The organism is Cupriavidus sp. PET2-C1, assembly GCF_054515855.1.
Window position 1 is genome coordinate 3580266 of sequence record NZ_CM137259.1, and the last position, 19349, is coordinate 3599614.

The 19349-nt window shown below is 64.3% G+C and carries 17 protein-coding genes and 1 pseudogene; 10 read left to right on the plus strand and 8 right to left on the minus strand.

What is annotated here, in order from left to right; genetic code table 11:
* Positions 1-102 precede the first annotated feature (102 nt).
* From ACX12D_RS16110 to dut, 6 genes are all read left to right on the plus strand, one after another.
* Positions 103-1110 (plus strand): bifunctional riboflavin kinase/FAD synthetase, encoded by a 1008-nt coding sequence (locus ACX12D_RS16110; protein ID WP_459371911.1) that lies wholly within the window; start codon positions 103-105, stop codon positions 1108-1110.
* A gap of 148 nt (positions 1111-1258) precedes the next feature.
* On the plus strand, positions 1259-4150 hold the full coding sequence (ileS, locus tag ACX12D_RS16115; RefSeq protein WP_459371912.1) for an isoleucine--tRNA ligase: 2892 nt from the start codon (positions 1259-1261) through the stop codon (positions 4148-4150).
* On the plus strand, positions 4150-4689 hold the full coding sequence (gene lspA, locus ACX12D_RS16120) for a signal peptidase II (RefSeq protein ID WP_459371913.1): 540 nt from the start codon (positions 4150-4152) through the stop codon (positions 4687-4689). Before ileS ends, lspA begins: the two co-directional genes overlap by 1 nt.
* A 201-nt stretch (positions 4690-4890) precedes the next feature.
* Positions 4891-6087, plus strand: a complete 1197-nt coding sequence (coaBC, locus tag ACX12D_RS16125) for a bifunctional phosphopantothenoylcysteine decarboxylase/phosphopantothenate--cysteine ligase CoaBC (RefSeq protein WP_441636586.1) — start codon at positions 4891-4893, stop codon at positions 6085-6087.
* A gap of 46 nt (positions 6088-6133) precedes the next feature.
* The gene (locus ACX12D_RS16130) at positions 6134-7156 is read left to right on the plus strand and encodes an LLM class flavin-dependent oxidoreductase (protein ID WP_459371914.1); all 1023 of its coding nucleotides are present in this window, start codon (positions 6134-6136) and stop codon (positions 7154-7156) included.
* A 106-nt stretch (positions 7157-7262) separates the two neighbouring features.
* Positions 7263-7763 carry a dUTP diphosphatase gene (gene dut / locus ACX12D_RS16135; RefSeq protein WP_441636582.1) on the plus strand — a complete coding sequence of 167 codons (501 nt, stop codon included), beginning with the start codon at positions 7263-7265 and terminating at the stop codon, positions 7761-7763.
* A gap of 32 nt (positions 7764-7795) precedes the next feature.
* On the opposite strand, the gene ACX12D_RS16140 is transcribed toward dut, so the two are convergent.
* The 4 genes from ACX12D_RS16140 to clpS form a co-directional block, all read right to left on the minus strand.
* Positions 7796-8638: a VOC family protein gene (locus ACX12D_RS16140; protein WP_459371915.1), complete on the minus strand. Its 843-nt coding sequence runs from the start codon at positions 8636-8638 to the stop codon at positions 7796-7798.
* A 14-nt stretch (positions 8639-8652) separates the two neighbouring features.
* Positions 8653-9666 (minus strand): Bug family tripartite tricarboxylate transporter substrate binding protein, encoded by a 1014-nt coding sequence (locus tag ACX12D_RS16145; RefSeq protein WP_459371916.1) that lies wholly within the window; start codon positions 9664-9666, stop codon positions 8653-8655.
* A 152-nt stretch (positions 9667-9818) separates the two neighbouring features.
* Positions 9819-12113: an ATP-dependent Clp protease ATP-binding subunit ClpA gene (gene clpA, locus ACX12D_RS16150; RefSeq protein ID WP_043349328.1), complete on the minus strand. Its 2295-nt coding sequence runs from the start codon at positions 12111-12113 to the stop codon at positions 9819-9821.
* Positions 12110-12436, minus strand: coding sequence for an ATP-dependent Clp protease adapter ClpS (clpS, locus tag ACX12D_RS16155; protein ID WP_006157525.1), 327 nt, complete (start codon positions 12434-12436; stop codon positions 12110-12112). The genes clpA and clpS overlap by 4 nt, the downstream gene beginning before the upstream one ends.
* A gap of 513 nt (positions 12437-12949) precedes the next feature.
* On the opposite strand from clpS, the gene ACX12D_RS16160 reads away from it, so the two are divergent.
* The gene (locus ACX12D_RS16160) at positions 12950-13156 is read left to right on the plus strand and encodes a cold-shock protein (protein WP_006157526.1); all 207 of its coding nucleotides are present in this window, start codon (positions 12950-12952) and stop codon (positions 13154-13156) included.
* Positions 13157-13513: 357 nt separating this feature from the next.
* Here the strand turns inward: ACX12D_RS16160 and ACX12D_RS16165 are convergent.
* The 4 genes and pseudogenes from ACX12D_RS16165 to icd all read right to left on the minus strand — a co-directional run.
* A pseudogene (locus tag ACX12D_RS16165) lies at positions 13514-13570 on the minus strand (type II toxin-antitoxin system mRNA interferase toxin, RelE/StbE family); the annotation flags it as partial.
* A gap of 931 nt (positions 13571-14501) precedes the next feature.
* Positions 14502-15197 carry a hypothetical protein gene (locus tag ACX12D_RS16170; protein WP_459371917.1) on the minus strand — a complete coding sequence of 232 codons (696 nt, stop codon included), beginning with the start codon at positions 15195-15197 and terminating at the stop codon, positions 14502-14504.
* Positions 15197-15766, minus strand: coding sequence for a PAAR domain-containing protein (locus tag ACX12D_RS16175; RefSeq protein WP_459371918.1), 570 nt, complete (start codon positions 15764-15766; stop codon positions 15197-15199). The genes ACX12D_RS16170 and ACX12D_RS16175 overlap by 1 nt, the downstream gene beginning before the upstream one ends.
* A gap of 296 nt (positions 15767-16062) precedes the next feature.
* The gene (gene icd, locus ACX12D_RS16180) at positions 16063-17313 is read right to left on the minus strand and encodes an NADP-dependent isocitrate dehydrogenase (protein WP_459371919.1); all 1251 of its coding nucleotides are present in this window, start codon (positions 17311-17313) and stop codon (positions 16063-16065) included.
* A gap of 320 nt (positions 17314-17633) precedes the next feature.
* Here icd and ACX12D_RS16185 point away from each other — a divergent pair, with 320 nt between their 5' ends.
* From ACX12D_RS16185 to ACX12D_RS16195, 3 genes are all read left to right on the plus strand, one after another.
* Complete coding sequence (locus ACX12D_RS16185) at positions 17634-18308, plus strand: pseudouridine synthase (protein WP_459371920.1); 675 nt, start codon at positions 17634-17636, stop codon at positions 18306-18308.
* 109 nt (positions 18309-18417) lie between these two features.
* Positions 18418-18663 carry a hypothetical protein gene (locus ACX12D_RS16190; RefSeq protein ID WP_441636568.1) on the plus strand — a complete coding sequence of 82 codons (246 nt, stop codon included), beginning with the start codon at positions 18418-18420 and terminating at the stop codon, positions 18661-18663.
* 187 nt (positions 18664-18850) lie between these two features.
* Positions 18851-19300, plus strand: coding sequence for a DUF192 domain-containing protein (locus ACX12D_RS16195; protein ID WP_459371921.1), 450 nt, complete (start codon positions 18851-18853; stop codon positions 19298-19300).
* Positions 19301-19349: the final 49 nt, after the last annotated feature.

The following is a 19349-nucleotide window of genomic DNA, read 5'->3' on the forward strand; positions in this document are numbered from 1 at the left end:
CAAAAACGCCAGTCCGGGCACGCCGGCCACCGCCGCCAGGCCAAACTTGTCCACCATTCGCCTTATAATGCTCGCTTTACCCAAACGCTTGTTGCCGTCCTCGTGAAAGTCTTCCGTGGCCTGCCCAACGCCGAAAGCCGGGCGCCCTGCGCCCTCACCATCGGCAACTTTGACGGTGTGCACCGCGGCCACCAGTCTCTGCTCGCCCGCGCGCGCGCTGCGGCGGATGCACGCGGGCTGCCGCTATGCGTGATGACATTCGAGCCGCATCCGCGCGAATTCTTCACGCCGGAAAAGGCGCCAACGCGCATTGCGCTGCTGCGCGACAAGCTGGAAAGCCTGCGGCGCAACGGTGTCGACCGTGTTGTCGTTGAGCACTTCAATGCACACTTCGCGGCGCAGTCCCCGCAAGCATTCGTCGAAAACGTGCTCTGGCATGGCCTGCACACGCGCTGGCTGCTGGTCGGCGACGACTTCCGCTTTGGTGCCAGGCGCGCCGGCGATTTCGCCTATCTGCAACAAGCCGGCGTCCAGTTCGGCTTCGACGTGGAGCAGATGGGCTCGGTCTCCGAAGGCGGCGTGCGCATCTCCAGCTCCGCCGTGCGGCAGGCGCTGGGCGATGGTGATCTCGAACACGCGCGCCGCCTGCTTGGCCATGGCTATGCCATCAGCGGGCACGTGGTCCACGGCCGCAAGCTCGGTCGCGACCTGGGCTTTCCCACCATCAACCTGCGTATTTCCCACAAGCGGCCGGCGGTCAGCGGCATCTTCGTGGTGCAGGTGCACGGGCTGGCAGAGCACGCCATACCGGGTGTGGCCAGCATCGGCGTGCGCCCGACCATCGAAGATGCCGGCCGGGTGCTGCTGGAAGTGCACCTGTTCGACTTCAGTCAGAACGTCTACGGCAAGCTGGTGCGGGTCGAATTCATGAAGAAGCTGCGCGACGAAGCCCGTTTCGATGGCCTGGAGGCGCTGACCGCCGCCATTGCCAAGGACAGCGCGGACGCGCGCGCCTTCTTCGGCCTGACCGTGCCGGGCTCGCCCGAGGGCACGCCCCCGGCCGCGGGCAGCCGCGACTTCGCCACCTCCGCCACCGACCGAATTAGCTAGCGCCCCGTTCCCGCGCGGCGGGACCCGGGTCGCTACCCCAACCCGAAGCCAGCCCGCGGCACCCTCCGCAGCCGGTCCACGCTGTACCGCGCGCCCGCACCCAGCCGAGCTAGTGCCGCGCGCCAACCGAATTGCCCCGAGAATCGACATGTCCAACGACAAACGCGCCAAGCCCGAAAAAAGCAAGTACCCGGTCAACCTGCTCGAGACCCCCTTCCCGATGCGCGGCGACCTGCCCAAGCGCGAGCCGCTGTGGGTCAAGCAATGGCAAGACAAGCAGCTCTACAAGAAGATCCGGGCCGCTCGCAAGGGCGCCAAGAAGTTCATCCTGCACGACGGCCCCCCCTACGCCAACGGTGACATCCACATCGGCCATGCGGTCAACAAGGTCCTCAAGGACATGATCGTCAAGGCGCGCGGCCTGACCGGGCTGGATGCCGTTTATGTGCCGGGCTGGGACTGCCACGGCATGCCGATCGAGATCCAGATCGAAAAGCAGTTCGGCAAAGGCCTGCCGGTGCAGGAAGTGCAAGCGCGCGCCCGTACCTACGCCACCGAGCAGATCGCCCGCCAGAAGCTGGACTTCGAGCGCCTGGGCGTGCTGGGTGACTGGGAACATCCCTACCTGACCATGAACTACAGCAACGAAGCCGACGAGCTGCGCGCGCTGAGCAAGATCATGGAGAAGGGCTATGTGTTCCGCGGCCTGAAGCCAGTGAACTGGTGCTTCGACTGCGGCTCGGCGCTGGCCGAGGCCGAGGTCGAGTACAAGGACAAGACCGATCTGTCCATCGACGTAGGCTTCCCCTTCGCCGAAACCGACAAGCTGGCCCATGCCTTCAAGCTGCCGGCCGAGCAGCTCGCCGCCAAGCCGGGCTGGGTCGTGATCTGGACCACCACGCCCTGGACCATCCCGTCCAACCAGGCGCTGAACATGCACCCGGAAGTCGAATACGCGCTGGTCGATACCACGCGCGGCTTCCTGATCCTGGCCACCGAGCGCGTCGAAGAGCAGCTCAAGATCTATGAGCTGGAAGGCAAGGTGCTGGCCACCACCACCGGCGCAGCGCTGTCGGAGATCCGCTTCCACCACCCGCTGTCCAAGATGGACGCGGGCTACGACCGCCTGTCGCCGATCTACCTGGGCGACTACGTCACCACCGATACCGGCACCGGCATCGTGCACTCGGCGCCGGCCTACGGCGTGGAGGATTTCCAGTCGTGCAAGGCGCACGGCATGAACGACAGGGACATCATCAGCCCGGTCATGGGCGACGGCGTCTATGCCAGCACGCTGCCGCTGTTCGGCGGCGAGAAGATCTGGGACGCCAACCCCAAGATCGTCGAAGCGCTGAAAGCCTCGGGCAACCTGTTCAATTCGCACAAGTACACCCACAGCTATATGCACTGCTGGCGCCACAAGACGCCGATCATCTACCGCGCCACCTCGCAGTGGTTCGCGGGCATGGACGTGGATCCGGTCAACGAAGACGGCACCAACGGCGCGACCCTGCGCGAAACCGCGCTCGCCGGCATCGAGGCGACCGAGTTCTACCCGGCGTGGGGCAAGCAGCGCCTGCACAACATGATCGCCAACCGGCCCGACTGGACCCTGTCGCGCCAGCGCCAGTGGGGCGTGCCGATGGCCTTCTTCCTGCACAAGGAAACCGGCGCGCTGCACCCGCGCACGCCGGAGCTGCTGGAGGCAATCGCCAAGCGCGTGGAAGTGCACGGCATCGAGGCCTGGCAGACGCTCGACCCCAAGGAACTGCTGGGAGAAGAAGCCGCCATGTACGAGAAGAACCGCGACACGCTCGACGTGTGGTTCGACTCAGGCACCACGCACTGGACGGTGATCCGTGGCTCCCACCGCGAAGACCTGTACGACGCATCGGCCGACCTGCCCGACGGCCGCCTGGCCGACCTGTACCTGGAAGGCTCGGACCAGCACCGCGGCTGGTTCCATTCGTCGCTGCTGACCGCCTCGATGCTGTATGGCAAGCCGCCCTACAAGGCGCTGCTGACCCACGGCTTCACGGTGGACGGCGAAGGCCGCAAGATGTCGAAGTCGGTCGGCAACACGGTGTCGCCGCAGGACGTGTCGAACAAGATGGGCGCCGAGATCATTCGCCTGTGGGTGGCCTCGACCGATTACTCCGGCGAGCTGTCGATCTCCGACGAGATCCTGAAGCGCGTGGTGGAAGGCTATCGCCGCATCCGCAACACGCTGCGCTTCCTGCTGGCCAACCTGGCCGACTACGACCACGCACAGCACGCGCTGCCGGCGTCGGAATGGCTGGAAATCGACCGCTACGCGGTGGCCCTGACCGGGCGCCTGCAACAGGAAATCCTGTCGCACTACGACGGCTACGAGTTCCACCCGGTGGTCGCCAAGCTGCAGACCTTCTGCTCGGAAGACCTGGGCGGCTTCTACCTGGACGTGCTGAAGGACCGCCTCTACACCACTGCGGCCAACTCGAAGGAACGCCGCGCCGCGCAGAACGCCGTGTACCACATCACCCAGGCGATGCTGCACTGGATGGCACCGTTCCTGTCGTTCACCGCGGAAGAGGCCTGGCAGATCTTCGGCCATGGCACGGAGCACACCGACACCATCTTCACCAGCACCTACTACGACGTGCCGGCGATCGACCAGGCCGACGACCTGCTGCAGAAGTGGCACGTGATCCGCGAAGCCCGCGCCGAAGTCACCAAGCAGCTCGAGGCGGTGCGCGTGGACGGCGAGATCGGTTCCTCGCTGCAAGCCGAAGTCACCATCCAGGCCGGTGGCCCGGTGCTGGCCGCGCTGCAGAGCCTGTCCGACGACCTGCGCTTCGTGCTGCTGACTTCCGCTGCCAAGGTGGCCCCGGCGCCGGAAGGCGGCGACCTGCTGGTCACCGTGACGCCGTCGGTGCACGCCAAGTGTGAGCGCTGCTGGCACTACCGTGCCGACGTTGGCCGCGACCCGGCCCACCCCACCCTTTGCGGCCGCTGCGACAGCAACCTGTTCGGCGCCGGTGAACACAGGAGCCATGCCTGATGGCCGCCACCACCACGCGCACCGCGCGCGGCACCAAACGCGCCAGCAGCAAGGGCACCAAGGGCAGCAACACCACCCCGCTACTGTGGATGGCGTTCGCCCTGCTGGTGATCGTGCTGGACCAGTTCTTCAAGATCGTCATCGTGCGGACCTTCGCCTACGGCGAATCCCGTCCGGTAACGCGCTTCTTCAACCTGGTGCTGGTCTATAACAAAGGCGCCGCCTTCAGCTTCCTGGCGAATGCGGGCGGCTGGCAGCGCTGGTTCTTCACCGGTCTTGGCGTGGTGGTGGGGCTGTTCATCATCTGGATGCTGTACCGCCATACCGGGCAGCGCCTGTTCTGCTTCGCGATCTCGCTGATCCTGGGCGGCGCCATCGGCAATGTGGTGGACCGCGTGGTGTACGGCCATGTGGTCGACTTCCTCGACTTCTATGTGCGCAACTACCACTGGCCGGCCTTCAACGTGGCGGACTGCGCCATCACGGTGGGCGCTGTGCTGCTGATCGTCGACGAACTGCGTCGCGTTCGCCGGCACTGAGGCCACTCCAGCGTTCCGACCGCGCCCGCGTCATGCGGGCGTTTTTCATGGTGCCGGATGGCGACGCGCAAGGCGCGCCGGCAGCGCCGCCAACGCGCGCGCGGGCAAGCCGGTATTATTGACGCTTCTCCGGCGCGGGGGCAGCAGGCGCTGCCGCCTGCCGCGACAGCCGGACAACCACTTCAAGCGAAGAGCATATCCATGGATCTGCGAGGCAAGCATCTCGTCCTTGGCCTGACTGGCGGCATCGCCTGCTATAAGTCGGCCGAACTGGTCCGCCTGCTGACCAAGGCCGGCGCCACCGTGCAGGTGGTCATGACCGAAGGCGCCACCCAGTTCATCACGCCAGTGACCATGCAGGCACTCTCCGGGCGCACGGTCTTCACCTCCCAATGGGACGCGCGCGTGGGCAATAACATGGCCCATATCGATCTCTCGCGCGAAGCCGACGCCATCCTGGTCGCGCCCGCGTCCACCGATTTCCTCGCCAAGCTGACACACGGCCTGTGCGACGACCTGCTGACCACCCTGTGCATCGCCCGCAACTGTCCGTTGCTGGTGGCACCGGCCATGAACCTGCAGATGTGGCAGGCCCCCGCCACCCAGCGCAACGCCGCCCAGTTGCGCAAGGATGGCGTGACCCTGCTGGGCCCCGGCAGCGGCGATCAGGCGTGTGGCGAAGTCGGCGACGGCCGCATGCTGGAGCCATCGGAACTGCTTGCCGACATCATCGCGTTCTTCCAACCCAAGCCGCTGGCCGGGCGGCGCGTGGTCATCACGGCCGGGCCCACCTTTGAAGCCATCGACCCCGTGCGCGGCATTACCAACCGGTCCTCTGGCAAGATGGGCTTTGCCATCGCGCGCGCGGCCCGCGAGGCCGGCGCCGACGTGGTGCTGGTGGCGGGCCCGACGGGCCAGCCCACGCCGCGCGGCGTAGCCCGCACCGACGTGGAAAGCGCGCAGCAGATGCACGATGCGGTGATGGCGAGCCTGCCAGGCGCCGATGTGTTTATTGCGGTCGCGGCGGTGGCCGACTGGCGTCCCGCCGAAGTCGCCAGCCAGAAGCTGAAGAAGGCCAACGATAGCGACACGCCGACACTGCACTTCGTGCAGAACCCCGACATCCTTGCCGCCGTGGCCGCAAAGCCGAACGCGCCCTATTGCGTGGGCTTTGCCGCCGAGAGCGAAAAGCTCGAGCAATATGGCGAGCAAAAACGCCAGCGCAAGAACGTGCCCCTGCTGGTGGGCAATATCGGCCACCACACTTTCGGCATGGACGACAACGAGATCGTGCTGTTCGATGCCCAAGGCATGACCCGCCTGCCGCGCGCCGACAAGCTGACGCTGGCGCGCGACCTGGTCGCGGCCATCGCCCAGCGCCTGCCCGCGCGCCGTTGAATCGGCGCGCCCAGCCCCCGAACATCACCCGGCCCCGGCCCTGAACATGTCCGCAAGCAAACCCAAACTGCGCCTCTCGGTGCTCGACCAGAGCCCGGTCATCGCCGGCCACAACGCGCGCGATGCGCTGGCCGCCACCGTGGAGCTGGCGCAGGCCGCCGACGCGCTGGGCTACACCCGCTACTGGTGCGCCGAGCACCACGGGCTGCGCGGCGTGTGCAATCCGGCGCCGGAAGTCATGCTGGCGCGCCTGGGCAGCGTCACCAAGCGCATCCGGCTGGGCTCGGGCGGCGTCATGCTGCCTTACTACAGCCCCTTCAAGGTGGCGGAGCAGTTCCGCATGCTGGAGGGCCTGTTCCCGGGCCGCATCGATCTTGGCGTAGGACGCGCGCCGGGCGGCGACATGCGGACCGCACAGGCGGTGGCCATGGGCCAGTACAACCGGGGCGACCAGTTCGAGGAGCAGGTGCAGGACCTGTCCTGGCTGTTCCGTGGCGAGATGCCGCCCGGCCATATCGCCGAGGGCGTGGTGCTGCAGCCCGAGATCGACACGCGGCCGGAGCTGTGGGTGCTGGGATCGAGCGACTTCGGCGGTGCCCTGGCGGCACGCCTGGGGCTGCGCTTTGCCTTTGCTCACTTTATCAATCCGCATGCGGGGCACGCCGTCGCCCAGCAGTACCGCCGCGACTTCGAGGCGGGCTATGACGAGCGGCCTTATAGCGCGGCGGCGATCTTCGTGATCTGCGCCGACACCGAGGCCGAGGCGGCGGAGCTGGAGCGCGCCGTGGACCTGCGCCGGCTGCAGATGGCCTATGGCGTCAACGCGCCGATCCCCTCGCTCGCGCAGGCCGCGCAGCACGAGCTCAGCGAGCGCGACCGGCTGATCGTCGAGCGCGAGCGCCCGCGCACCATCTGCGGCACGCCCGAACAGGTGGCGCAGCGCATGCTGGCCCTGCGCGAGCGCTTCCTCGCCGACGAGCTGGTGGTGCTGAGCGTGGCCGCCAGCTACGCGGCGCGGCTGCGCACCTACGAACTGCTGGCGCAGGCGTTCGACCTGTCGGGCGATTAAGGGCGATTAAGGGCGATTAAGGGCGGCTAAGGGCGGCTGGGGGGCGACCAAGCTCGGCTATCATCTCGGGTTGCCAACGTTTTAGTTTTCCCGGGACCGACCAGCCATGACATTCGAAGCCAACCCCACCGTCGAAATCAAGGTGCTTGACGCACGCCTGCATGAATGGGGCCTGCCGGCTTACCAGAGCGATATGGCGGCGGCGATCGACCTGCACGCCTGCCTGGACGCCGCGCTCACCATCGAGCCGGGCAGCCCGGCGCAACTGGTGCCTGCCGGCATCTCCGTGCACATGGGCAACCCCTACATGGCGGCCACCATCGCGCCGCGCTCGGGCCTGGGCCACAAGAAAGGGCTGGTGCTGGGCAACTCGATCGGCGTGATCGACGCCGACTACCAGGGCCCGATCATGGTGAGCGTGTGGAACCGCAATGCGCCCGGCACCGAGCCGATCGTGATCCAGCCGGGCGAGCGCATCGCGCAGATGATGTTCGTGCCGGTGCTGCGGCCCGTGTTCAAGACCGTGGAAGTGTTCTCCGAAGACACCGTGCGGGGCGCGGGCGGCTTCGGCTCGACCGGCGTGCATCACGCCAAGAGCGGCAGCTAAGCGGGAAAGACGGCGCGTTTGACGATACGGCGTTAGCGCGCCTGCTCGAACAGCAGCGCCACGCCGCCGGCCAGCGCGGCCGGAATCAGGCTCTCATCGGGCCCCAGGTCGAGCGCTCCGACGCGCGCCTCGCGCCAGCCGCGGCGGGCCGCGGCCAGGTCGCTGGTGCGCAGCCGGATGGCGGCGTACCCCGGCACGGCGCGGCGCACATGCTCGGTGCCGGTCGCGGCGGCAAGCGCCTGCGGCGTGGTCACCACCAGCGTGGCACCATCCAGCGCCAGGCTGCAGATGTGATCGCTCAGTTGCGTCATCTCGCCGCCGGTCAGTTCGGCATAGGCACGCCCGGCAGCCTCGACCAGGGATGGCGCCACCACCAGGAACATCGTAGCGATGCCCAGGGCGCCGTTGGCATGCGTGGTCCATTCCGGACGCCACAGCAGCTCCGGCGTGCGGTGCTCGCAGATGAAGTAGCGCGCGCCCGGCGCATCGTCGATCGCGGCGACGCGGAAGGTCGCGGGATGCTCCGTGCCATCGTCCAGCCGCACCGGCCGCGAGAACTCGATCGGGTCCGAAGTGTGCCAGCCGCCACCGCGCAGCTGTGCCGCGTCGGTGAAGGTATCGCTGCTCTTGCAGGACAGCCCCGCGCAGCCACCCCCGGCCTCCTGCGCATCCCAGTAGTACTGCCGCGTCGGGCTGGGCGCGGTGACATGCAGCAGCTCAAGATAGTCGCGCGCCAGCATGACGCAATGATTCTGCGAGCCGAGCGTGTGGTAACCGCGCGGCGTCAGCGTGAAGCCAAACCCGCGCCAGGCTTGCGCCGCGGCGTCAAGGTCGGGACACACCATCACGGCGTGGTCTAGCGGTTCCATCGTCATCGCACCCTCTCGCTTCAATCGAACTGGATATTGGCCTTGCGCGCCACTGCCTGCCATTTGTCGTGCTCGTGGCGCACCAGGCTGGCCAGCTCGGCGGGGCTGCCGCCCACGATCTCGAAGCCCTGCATGGCCAGCGCATCCACCACGCGCTGCTGCCGCAACGACTGAACCAGGGCATCGTGCAGGCGCGCCACGGTCGGCTCCGGCAACCCGGCCGGGCCAAACACGCCGATCCATGAATAGGCTTCGAAACCGCGATAGCCTTGCTCGGCCACGGTTGGCAGCTGCGGGAACTGGCGCAGGCGGCTTGTGCCGGTCACGCCAAGCAGCTTGATCGTCTTGGCAGCCACATGCGCCTGCACCGCCGCATAACTGGAGAAAAACACGTCGACTTCATTGGACAGAACCGCCTGCACCGCCGGGCCGCCACCTTTGTACGGCACGTGGAGAAAGCGCACGCCGGCCTCGGTCGCCAGCGCCTCGGCGGCTAGCTGGTTAAGGCTGCCGATGCCGGAAGACGCATAGCGGACACTCTCCGGCTTCTGCCGCGCCATGGCGACCAGCTCCTTCACGTTGGACGCGGGCAACGACGGGTTGGCCGCGATCACCAGCGGAAAACGCACCAGTTGCGAGATCGGCGTGAAGTCGCGGAAGGTATCGTAGGGCAGGTTCTTGTAAGCAAACGGGTTGATGGCATGGGTGTCGAACGCCATCAACAGCGTGCTGCCGTCGGGCTTAGCCCGGGCCACGGTACTCGAAGCAACCAGGCCACCGGCGCCGGGCTTGTTGTCGATCACCACCGTCTGGCCGAGCCCGCTCTTCAGGCCGGGCTGCAGCTGGCGTGCGACGATATCGACGCTGCCTCCCGGAGGGAACGGCAACACCATGGCGATCGGACGGCCGGACGCGCCTGTCGTGGCATCGCCACCCAGGGCAGCCAGGCCAGGCACGGGAATCAGGGGCATCGCGCCAAATGGCAACGATTTGAGCAGCAGGCGGCGCAGCCGCGAGCGTTGGGATTGGGACATCGGGTACTCAGACGGATGGCGGGCATACAGCTGCGGTGCGCAGCCGCACCCGGCCAAAACAAAAAGGGCGGCATCGCTGCCGCCCTGTATTTTGCCCGAGGATAGCACGAATTGCAGGCAAGGTCCGCTCTGCCTGCCCTTCGCGCTTCGTCCTAGACTTCCGCTTTCTCGTTTTCCGGTGCTTCCGGCGGTTCCGCGGCAGCCTCGGCAAAGTCCAGCTTGATCTGGTCCTGCTCGTCGAGATCCACCACCACCCGGCCACCGGACACCAGCTTGCCGAACAAGAGTTCGTCAGCCAGCGCCTTGCGGATCAGGTCCTGGATCAGGCGCTGCATCGGCCGCGCGCCCATCAGCGGGTCGAAACCCTTCTTGGCGAGGAACTTGCGCAGGTGGTCGCTGAAGCTGGCTTCCACCTTCTTCTCATGAAGCTGCTCCTCAAGCTGCATCAGGAACTTGTCGACCACGCGGAGGATGATTTCCTCGTCGAGCGAACGGAAGCTGATGATGGCATCCAGCCGGTTACGGAACTCCGGCGTGAACATGCGCTTGATGTCGACCATCTCATCGCCCTGCTCGCGCGAAGACGTGAAGCCGATGGTGGCGCGGTTCATGGTTTCCGCTCCCGCGTTGGTGGTCATGATGATGATCACGTTGCGGAAGTCGGCGCGGCGGCCATTGTTGTCGGTCAGCGCGCCATGATCCATCACCTGCAGCAGGATATTGAAGATATCCGGATGCGCCTTCTCGATTTCGTCCAGCAGCAGCACGCAGTGCGGCTTCTTGGTGACGGCCTCGGTCAGCAGGCCGCCCTGGTCAAAGCCCACGTATCCCGGCGGCGCGCCGATCAGCCGGCTCACCGCATGGCGTTCCATGTATTCGGACATGTCGAAGCGCAGCAGCTCGATGCCCATGATGAAGGCAAGCTGCTTGGCCACTTCGGTCTTGCCCACCCCGGTCGGGCCGGAGAACAGGAAGGAGCCGATCGGCTTGTCCGTCTTGCCAAGGCCAGCGCGCGACATCTTGATGGCCGAAGCAAGCGCCTCGATGGCCGGCTCCTGGCCGAACACCACCGATTTCAGGTCGCGATCCAGGGTCTGCAGCTTGCTGCGGTCATCCTGGTTGACGCTCTGCGGCGGGATGCGCGCGATGCGCGAAACGATGTCCTCGATCTCGCCCTTGCCGATGGTCTTCTTCTGCTTGGACTTGGGCAGGATGCGCTGGGCTGCACCAGCCTCATCGATCACATCGATGGCCTTGTCCGGCAGGTGGCGGTCGGTGATGAAGCGCGCCGACAACTCGGCCGCCGCGGTCAGCGCCGCTGCCGCGTACTTGACGCCATGGTGCTCTTCGAAGCGCGACTTCAGGCCTCGCAGGATCTGCACGGTCTGGTCGACGGACGGCTCCACCACGTCGATCTTCTGGAAACGGCGCGACAGGGCCGCGTCCTTCTCGAAGATGCCTCGGTATTCGGTGAAGGTGGTCGCGCCGATGCACTTGAGCTGGCCCGACGACAATGCCGGCTTGAGCAAGTTGCTGGCGTCCAGCGTTCCGCCCGAAGCGGCGCCCGCGCCGATCAGCGTGTGGATCTCGTCGATGAACAGGATCGCGTTCGGATTGTCCTTGAGCGACTTGAGCACGCCCTTGAGGCGCTGCTCGAAGTCGCCGCGGTACTTGGTGCCGGCCAGCAGGGCGCCCATGTCGAGCGAGTACACGACCGCCTTCTCGAGGATGTCGGGCACTTCGTTCTTGGTGATGCGCCAGGCCAGGCCTTCGGCGATCGCGGTCTTGCCGACGCCCGCCTCGCCCACCAGCAGCGGGTTGTTCTTGCGCCGGCGGCACAGCACCTGGACCACCCGCTCGACTTCGCTCTCGCGGCCGATCAGCGGATCGATCTTGCCGGCCTTGGCCAGCGTGTTCAGGTTCTGGGTGAACTGCTCGAGCGGGCTCTCCTTGCCATCACCGCCTTCGCCCTCGGCCGTGCCGTCGCCGTGCTTGGCGGGCTCGGCCTGGTCCTTGCGGATGCCATGGCTGATGAAGTTGACCACATCCAGCCGGGTCACGCCCTGCTGCTGGAGGTAGTACACCGCGTGCGAGTCCTTCTCGCCAAAGATCGCCACCAGGACATTGGCCCCGGTCACTTCCTTCTTGCCGTTGGAAGTGGACTGGACATGCATGATGGCGCGCTGGATGACGCGCTGGAAGCCCAGCGTAGGCTGGGTATCCACCTCGTCGGTACCAGGCACCACGGGCGTGTTGTCCGCGATGAAGTTCTTCAGACTGGTGCGCAAATCCTCAATATTGGCTGCGCAGGCGCGCAAGACTTCCGCTGCCGTGGGGTTGTCAAGCAACGCCAGTAGCAGGTGCTCCACGGTTATAAACTCGTGGCGTGCCTGCCGGGCTTCAACAAACGCCATGTGCAGGCTGACTTCCAATTCTTGCGCAATCATGCTTCCTCCATCACGCACTGCAACGGATGACCCGCCTGCCGTGCGTGGGTTGACACCAGCTCGACCTTCGTTGCCGCGATATCCCTGGTATAGATGCCGCAGACCCCCTTACCCTCCCGGTGGACGGTCAACATGATCTGCGTTGCCGTCTCCCGGTCCCTGCTGAAATACTGCTGCAGGATCATCACGACGAACTCCATCGGGGTGAAGTCGTCATTCAGCAGCAACACCTTGTACATGGCGGGTGGTTTGAGCGCCTGCTCTTTCCGCTCCAGTACGGTGCCTGCTTCGCGTTGTGGGACATTTGCCAGCCGTGTAGCCATGGCTTTATTCTAACCCTTACGCACAACTCTGCAATTTGGGGAAAAGACACCGGATTCAAGAGGCCGATGCAGCGGCCATCCAGATTCCGTGGACGCCGAAGGCATCCGGGTTCACTCGTGGGTCACTTGAATGGGAAGGCGCACGCCATTGCGGTGCGCCCTTTCCCTCCAAAATACCATCTACAGCCGTTCCTTTCCCGCCACACCCTACCAGGAGTGGGGAATCTGCCAACTTGACAGTGCGCAGGTTTGACAGAAGAATCGTTCGCACATTCACGTCTGGTTACGCGAGCCAAGCAATAGTCCGGACTGAGTGATCCGTGAGCAGGGAGGCCCACGAATCCAGCGGCGGCGAGTCAGCACATCAAACTGGCCGCCACGCGGTGCCCGCACAGTCGTGCCTTTGCGCCCGACCCGGTTCCGTCCGGGCAGCGCGCAAGAACACTAGCCGGGCACCCACTGGCCGCGGCGCTTTCCCCCGCTCGTATCCTGCTTTTTTTGTTGGGGGAGTTTATGGCAAGCGGTATCGTCAAATGGTTCAATGACGCCAAGGGCTTTGGGTTCATCAAGCCGGACGACGGCGAAGAAGAACTGTTTGCGCACTTTTCGGCCATCCAGATGAATGGCTTCAAGACCCTGAAAGAGGGTCAGCGCGTATCCTTCGAAATCATCCAGGGCCCCAAGGGCAAACAAGCCACCAATATCCAGGATCACGCCTGAAGATTCGGTGCGCGGCCGCACCAGCCGGTAGAGCTTGAGGTGGCCACGACAGGATGCGGGGGGATCATCCCCGGAACGGGATCGGCCTGCCCTGCCCCAGAGCACGCAGGCTGAACAGCAGCACGTAACGCATCCGACAAAAAGCCCGGCCAGGTCAATGCCGGGCTTTTTGTTTGGCTCGCTGGTCGCGCCTTTTAGCCTGCCACTTCGATTCCTCATTGATTTCCGGTCGTTTTTGTAGCTCTTGGGGGGCTTTTTGCATAATTTTGGCTGTTTCCGCACATTCGAACGCCCCAAAATGTACGTCATTAGGCGCAAAATATCTTGCCCTCCAGTGCCAGCACTATCCAGCCAGTAGATCAACAGGAAGTCGCCGCCAACGTGGCATTCGCGATGGTCGGCCCAGCCGCCCATGAGCGCATGGTCCAGCCACTCAGGCCCGAACGGCGCGCCGTCGGCCTGTGGAAAGATGGCTAAGCACTTACATCGAGATTGCCGACTATGGCGGCAGCGCTAGTCTGCCGTGGGGGTAGGTGACGGGCCGCCCAGGAATCCGCGAGTAGGAAGGTGCCGACGAAGAATGCCACCCCTACGCAATAGGAGGCAATGATGCGCCACCGCCCGGGAGCATGTAGAACAAGCGCTAGCAACACAAGCACCAGGCCAATCAGAGCCAGGAGACAAGCCAGAGCAAGTGCGGCGCCGGCAACCGCCACCATTGGGCCGGTCGTCACCTGGTCGATGGTTGTTATCGGCGTAGCCACTGTGTAGGCGCCAAAGGCCACGCCCAGGAGCGCTAGGCCGATACTGATGCAGTCCACGGCGCGTGCAAGCCCGCCACTGGCCCTTTTCATCGGAGCCCCTCGTCAGCGACTCGCTGCGCCAGGGCGGTCCAACGCCGCGGGCTGTCTGGTGTCACATGCGCATAGTAGAAATGCCCTTCCCCTTTGTCTGCAATCATTTGTTTGCCGAGCAGAGGTGCCGCCACAGCTGCCGACTATGGCGGCAGCGCTAGTCTGCCGTGGGGGTAGGTGATGCCCAACCCAGGAACCAGCTAGCACAAATGCCCCCACGAACAGCGCAAGCCCGACGCAATAGGCCGCAAGGCTTCGCCATCGGTCAGGAGAGCGCCGCATGAGCGCTAGCAGTACCAGAATCAAGCCAATCAGCGTCAGCAGACACGCAGTTGCAAGCACAACAGCAGTAACAACAACCAATGAGCCGGTAGTGACCTGCGCGCGAGTGATAGGAGTGAGAAAGGTAAAGACTGCAAAGGCCAAACCCAAGAGCGCAAGGCCAATGGCGATGCAATCCACCGCACTCCCAACCCTGCTCCTAGTTTGTATCATCTGAGCCCCTCGGCGGCCACTCGCTGCGCCAAGGCGGCCCAACGGCGCAGACTGTCTGGCACCACATGCGCATAGTAAAAATGCCCTTCTCCTTTGCCTGCGATCATTTGCTTGCCCAGCAGCGGAGCCGCCACAGCAAGCTCGGCCCACGGCATCCCCGCGTAGATTGGATCTCCATGTTCGGTCAGATTGATCACGGTGGTCTTGCGAATACTTTTGTGGCTACGCAGATCCGCTAGAAACCCGGCCTCGATGGGTGAACCCACCAGTACTAGATGGTCAATCACGTGCCCGGCCCGGGCATAAGACCATGCAGTCTGAGCGGCCAGGAGGGAGCCATAGCTATAGCCGATCAGATTGAATTGGGATGCCTCTGCTGCCATGCCACTCATAATTGTCCATTCCCCGTTATCGCGCGAGCGGATGGCCAGGCCGGATCGGATGGCATCGATCAGCGTGCCTACGAACTCATAGTCCTTGGGAAGATCGATAGTCGCCGAGTTTGTGATGCCTGCAAAGCAGTGGGCAATCCCTGCCCTCCGGAACGCCTCGAGTTGTGGCCGCACGTAGTCGCCATCCAGTCCGGCCCCACCCCAATACAGAGTCCCGCGAGGCCGCAGCAGATAGACTTTCACAGGCGCGCGCTTCTCAATCGGAGTCAATGGAATTTGTATCGTATTGATTGGTTGCATCAGGCATCCTCCCCAAAAATCTCCAGCGTCATGGTCGCCGCGGTATCGCTCGAAATGCGCTCGGTCATACCGCTGTCGTCCGTTCGCGCCTCAATCGATCCGCCATCGCCTGTGAGGCGGTAGCGCCGGCGTGCCAGGGGTTGGCCGGAGTTTTCGTCCAAAAGTTGCACCTGTTGGTCGTAGCGGGGATTAGAGGCCAAGAAGGGCGCCGCGGGGAAATCCGTTGTGCCCGCGATAACTTCCTGCGCGCTTGCCATTCCAGCACTCTCGGCTTCGTCGTCGCACCAAGTCTCGCCGGCGAGAGTGGCGATAATGCTCGGACGTGTCGGGCACCTGCAGAGCACGATATCGCCATCAGCCGCCGTCTCGCCCATGAAGCTAATACGGCGCGGTCCGCCAGCCTTTGCAATGATGCCGGTGGTCTTGCAGGCTTCGCAGTAGGCTTGCCCACCGATAAGCGCTACCTGGTGGCCGGCACCGTCGCCAATAGTGAAAACTGGCCCGTCATACGGGAGGATGACGCCATCTGGTGAAAGCCTGTCGCCCACACACGCAACTCTGCGCATCATGGTTTGGCCTCCCAGGTTGCGGTCAACTGCTTCACGTTGTGCATACGTTCTCCCATGGATTGATTGATCGGCGTTTGGCGCCTCCCTACTTATGCGCGATACAGCACCAAAATCAATCGGACATTTCTGCAAGTGCGGAGAGCGTTTTCCTTATGTGTCCTATTCGGTCTTTTTTTATGTCGACCTGGCTGCACACTTGCCGGGTAGTACCTCCTGATACGACGGGATGAAAAAAACCCCGGCGACCTTTGCGTCGCCGGGGTTTTCGGTTCAGGCTGAGACGGCCTGATCTGCGCTTACATGTTGTCGATCATCACCTGCCCAAAGCCCGAGCACGACACCTGCGTCGCGCCTTCGAGCAGGCGGGCGAAGTCATAGGTGACCTTCTTCGACAGGATGGACTTCTCCATCGAGGAGATGATCAGGTCGGCGGCTTCGGTCCAGCCCATGTGGCGCAGCATCATTTCCGCGGAGAGGATTTCGGAACCCGGGTTCACATAGTCCTTGCCGGCGTACTTTGGTGCGGTGCCGTGGGTGGCTTCGAACATGGCCACGGAATCCGACAGGTTGGCGCCCGGGGCAATGCCAATGCCGCCAACCTGGGCCGCCAGCGCGTCGGAGATGTAGTCGCCGTTCAGGTTCAGCGTGGCGATCACCGAATATTCGGCCGGGCGCAGCAGGATCTGCTGCAGGAAGGCGTCGGCGATGGCGTCCTTGATGACGATTTCGCGGCCGGTCTTCGGGTTCTTGAACTTGCACCACGGGCCGCAGTCGATCAGCTCGGCGCCGAATTCCTGCTGTGCCAGCTCGTAGGCCCAGTCACGGAAGCCACCTTCGGTGAACTTCATGATGTTGCCCTTGTGCACGATGGTCACCGACGGCTTGTCGTTGTCGATCGCGTACTGGATGGCCTTGCGCACCAGGCGCTTGGTGCCTTGCTTGGAGACCGGCTTGACGCCAATGCCCGAGGTATCCGGGAAACGGATCTTCTTCACGCCCATTTCGTTCTGCAGGAAGGCGATCAGTTTCTTGGCCTGGTCGCTTTCCGCTTCCCATTCGATGCCGGCGTAGATGTCTTCCGAGTTCTCGCGGAAGATCACCATGTCGATCTTTTGCGGCTCGCGCACCGGCGAGGGCACGCCCTTGAAGTACGCCACCGGGCGCAGGCAGACGTACAGGTCCAGTTGCTGGCGCAGGGCCACGTTGAGCGAGCGGATGCCGCCGCCAACCGGCGTGGTCAGCGGGCCCTTGATGGACACCACGTAGTCCTTGAGGACTTCCAGGGTTTCTTCAGGCAGCCACACGTCAGGGCCATACACCTTGGTCGACTTCTCGCCGGCGTAGATCTCCATCCAGGAAATCTTGCGCTTGCCACCGTAGGCCTTGGCCACGGCTGCATCGACCACCTTGATCATCACCGGGGTGATATCCAGGCCCGTACCGTCGCCTTCGATGAATGGAATGATCGGATTGTCCGGAACATTCAGCGAAAAATCCTGGTTGACCGTGATCTTTTCGCCGGCCGGAACCTTGATATGTTGATACATGACGTCTCCAGTACGGAACGGGGGGTTGCAACGAGCCGCCGGATTCGTGACCAGACGGCGAGATTTGGGTGGCGCGTGGGCATTCTAACGGCGATTGGCGCGCGGGCGAGCCGCTGCGCACCACACGCGGACTGCCCGGCTATGCGTCACACGTACACAGGTCTTATATAAGACATAAGACCATTTTGTATTATGCAACAAAATTTCATGATCCGCCATCCTGGCCGGACCCGCGCCGGGCGGCGCGGGCTACGGCATACTGACGCCCCATACTGACGCTATTCATGCGCCTATCCGCGCGCCAGGCCCCAATACTCTCGATGACGCTGATCGCACTGAACAAACCCTTCGGCACCATGAGCCAGTTCTCCGCGCACCCGTCGCGCCCGACTCTCGCCGACTGCGTGCAGCGGCCCGGCGTGTATCCGGCGGGAAGGCTCGACGCCGACAGCGAAGGCCTGCTGCTGCTGACCGATGACGGCATCTTGCAGGCGCGCATTGCCGATCCGCATCACAAACTGCCCAAGACATATCTGGCCCAGGTCGAAAACGTGCCCGGCGAAGCCGCCCTGGCGCACCTGCGCAATGGCGTCGACCTAGGAGACTTCCGCACGCTGCCGGCGCGAGCGCGCTGCGTCGACGAGCCAGGCTTTCTGTGGCCACGCAATCCGCCGGTGCGATTTCGCGCCGCCATCCCGACCCAATGGCTCGAACTCGAGATCCGCGAGGGCAAGAACCGCCAGGTGCGCCGAATGACCGCGGCAGTGGGATTTCCGACTTTGCGCCTGGTGCGCGTGCAAATTGGCATGCTCGACCTGCGTACGCTCGGACTCGCGCCAGGGCAATGGTGCGAGATCGATCCGAGCGCGCTCGGCCTGGAAGCCGTAGCCGCGCCACGTCCCCGCGCGATCGTGCGGGGGGACGGCTCGAGGGCGGCGACCAGCCCCGCGGAGCGGCGCCACGCACGCCCTCGCGCAAAAAGTTACAAATATTAACAAGTCGTGGGTCAACGGCTCACCGCCTCGTTTCGTTTTTGACACTGACGCGTCGCATACGAGTACGAGTCAACTCTTCCGAATCGATTTACCTTCGAGGTTGTTAAGCATGAACAAACTGATCGCTGCTCTGGTTGCCGGCCTGTTCGCCACCGGCGTTTTCGCCCAAGCCGCCGCACCCGCACCGGCAGCGCCGGCTGCTGCAGCGCCTGCCGCCGAAGCACCGGCTGCAAAGCCCGCGACGAAGAGCGCCAAGAAGTCCAAGAAGCACGCTCACCACAAGACCAAGGCTGCTCCGGTTGCCAAGGCTGACGCTGCTCCGGCTGCCAAGGCTGAAGCTGCTGCAACGAAGTAAGCGTTTGCAGGCAGGCCGGGCTTCGTGCCCGGCAAGCAAGGCAGGTCGCCCGCAAGGCGCCTGCCTTTTTTCTTGCTCGCGACAGTAGGGCCTGCTGCAACGAAGTGGAATATTTGTCCGTGCCGCTCGCGCGGTAGCTGCGCTATGCTGGCGGCTGTCCCGAACCCGTCATTCGCCGCTCCAACTCATGCGCCCTTTGCTCAAGAACCTGTTCGTCAGCGGCTGCGCGCTCGCCGCCATGGCCGCCGCCTGTGCCCAGTCCCCGGCCAGCTTGCCGGTCAGGCAACTCACCGCTGGGATGTACGCGATCAAGGCGGAAATCGCCGCCACGCCGGAAGCCCGCGAGCTTGGCCTGATGTACCGCAAGACCATGCCCGCCAACGAGGGCATGCTGTTCGTGTTCGAAGAGAAAGCCGGACACTGCTTCTGGATGAAGAATACCGACCTGCCCCTGTCGATCGCCTTCCTGGCCGATGACGGGTCCATCGTCAATATCGAAGACATGGCGCCCCAGACTGAGAACAACCATTGCCCGCGCGCGGCCGTGCGCTACGCGCTGGAGATGAACAAGGGCTGGTTTGCGCAGAAGGGCCTGAAGGCCGGCGCGAAGATCGGCGGCCTGCCGCAGGCGCGCTAAAGAAAGAGGAAAAAGCAGGCGTGCGGCAGCATGGCTGCCACGCCTGCCG

Bases quoted from the DNA above. Each gene is read 5' to 3' on its own strand.
- ileS (WP_459371912.1), top strand. From the start codon at position 1,259: ATGTCCAACGACAAACGCGCCAAGCCCGAAAAAAGCAAGTACCCGGTC.
- lspA (WP_459371913.1), top strand. From the start codon at position 4,150: ATGGCCGCCACCACCACGCGCACCGCGCGCGGCACCAAACGCGCCAGC.
- coaBC (WP_441636586.1), top strand. From the start codon at position 4,891: ATGGATCTGCGAGGCAAGCATCTCGTCCTTGGCCTGACTGGCGGCATC.
- ACX12D_RS16130 (WP_459371914.1), top strand. From the start codon at position 6,134: ATGTCCGCAAGCAAACCCAAACTGCGCCTCTCGGTGCTCGACCAGAGC.
- dut (WP_441636582.1), top strand. From the start codon at position 7,263: ATGACATTCGAAGCCAACCCCACCGTCGAAATCAAGGTGCTTGACGCA.
- ACX12D_RS16140 (WP_459371915.1), bottom strand. From the start codon at position 8,638: ATGACGATGGAACCGCTAGACCACGCCGTGATGGTGTGTCCCGACCTT.
- ACX12D_RS16145 (WP_459371916.1), bottom strand. From the start codon at position 9,666: ATGTCCCAATCCCAACGCTCGCGGCTGCGCCGCCTGCTGCTCAAATCG.
- clpA (WP_043349328.1), bottom strand. From the start codon at position 12,113: ATGATTGCGCAAGAATTGGAAGTCAGCCTGCACATGGCGTTTGTTGAA.
- clpS (WP_006157525.1), bottom strand. From the start codon at position 12,436: ATGGCTACACGGCTGGCAAATGTCCCACAACGCGAAGCAGGCACCGTA.
- ACX12D_RS16160 (WP_006157526.1), top strand. From the start codon at position 12,950: ATGGCAAGCGGTATCGTCAAATGGTTCAATGACGCCAAGGGCTTTGGG.
- ACX12D_RS16170 (WP_459371917.1), bottom strand. From the start codon at position 15,197: ATGCAACCAATCAATACGATACAAATTCCATTGACTCCGATTGAGAAG.
- ACX12D_RS16175 (WP_459371918.1), bottom strand. From the start codon at position 15,766: ATGATGCGCAGAGTTGCGTGTGTGGGCGACAGGCTTTCACCAGATGGC.
- icd (WP_459371919.1), bottom strand. From the start codon at position 17,313: ATGTATCAACATATCAAGGTTCCGGCCGGCGAAAAGATCACGGTCAAC.
- ACX12D_RS16185 (WP_459371920.1), top strand. From the start codon at position 17,634: ATGACGCTGATCGCACTGAACAAACCCTTCGGCACCATGAGCCAGTTC.
- ACX12D_RS16190 (WP_441636568.1), top strand. From the start codon at position 18,418: ATGAACAAACTGATCGCTGCTCTGGTTGCCGGCCTGTTCGCCACCGGC.
- ACX12D_RS16195 (WP_459371921.1), top strand. From the start codon at position 18,851: ATGCGCCCTTTGCTCAAGAACCTGTTCGTCAGCGGCTGCGCGCTCGCC.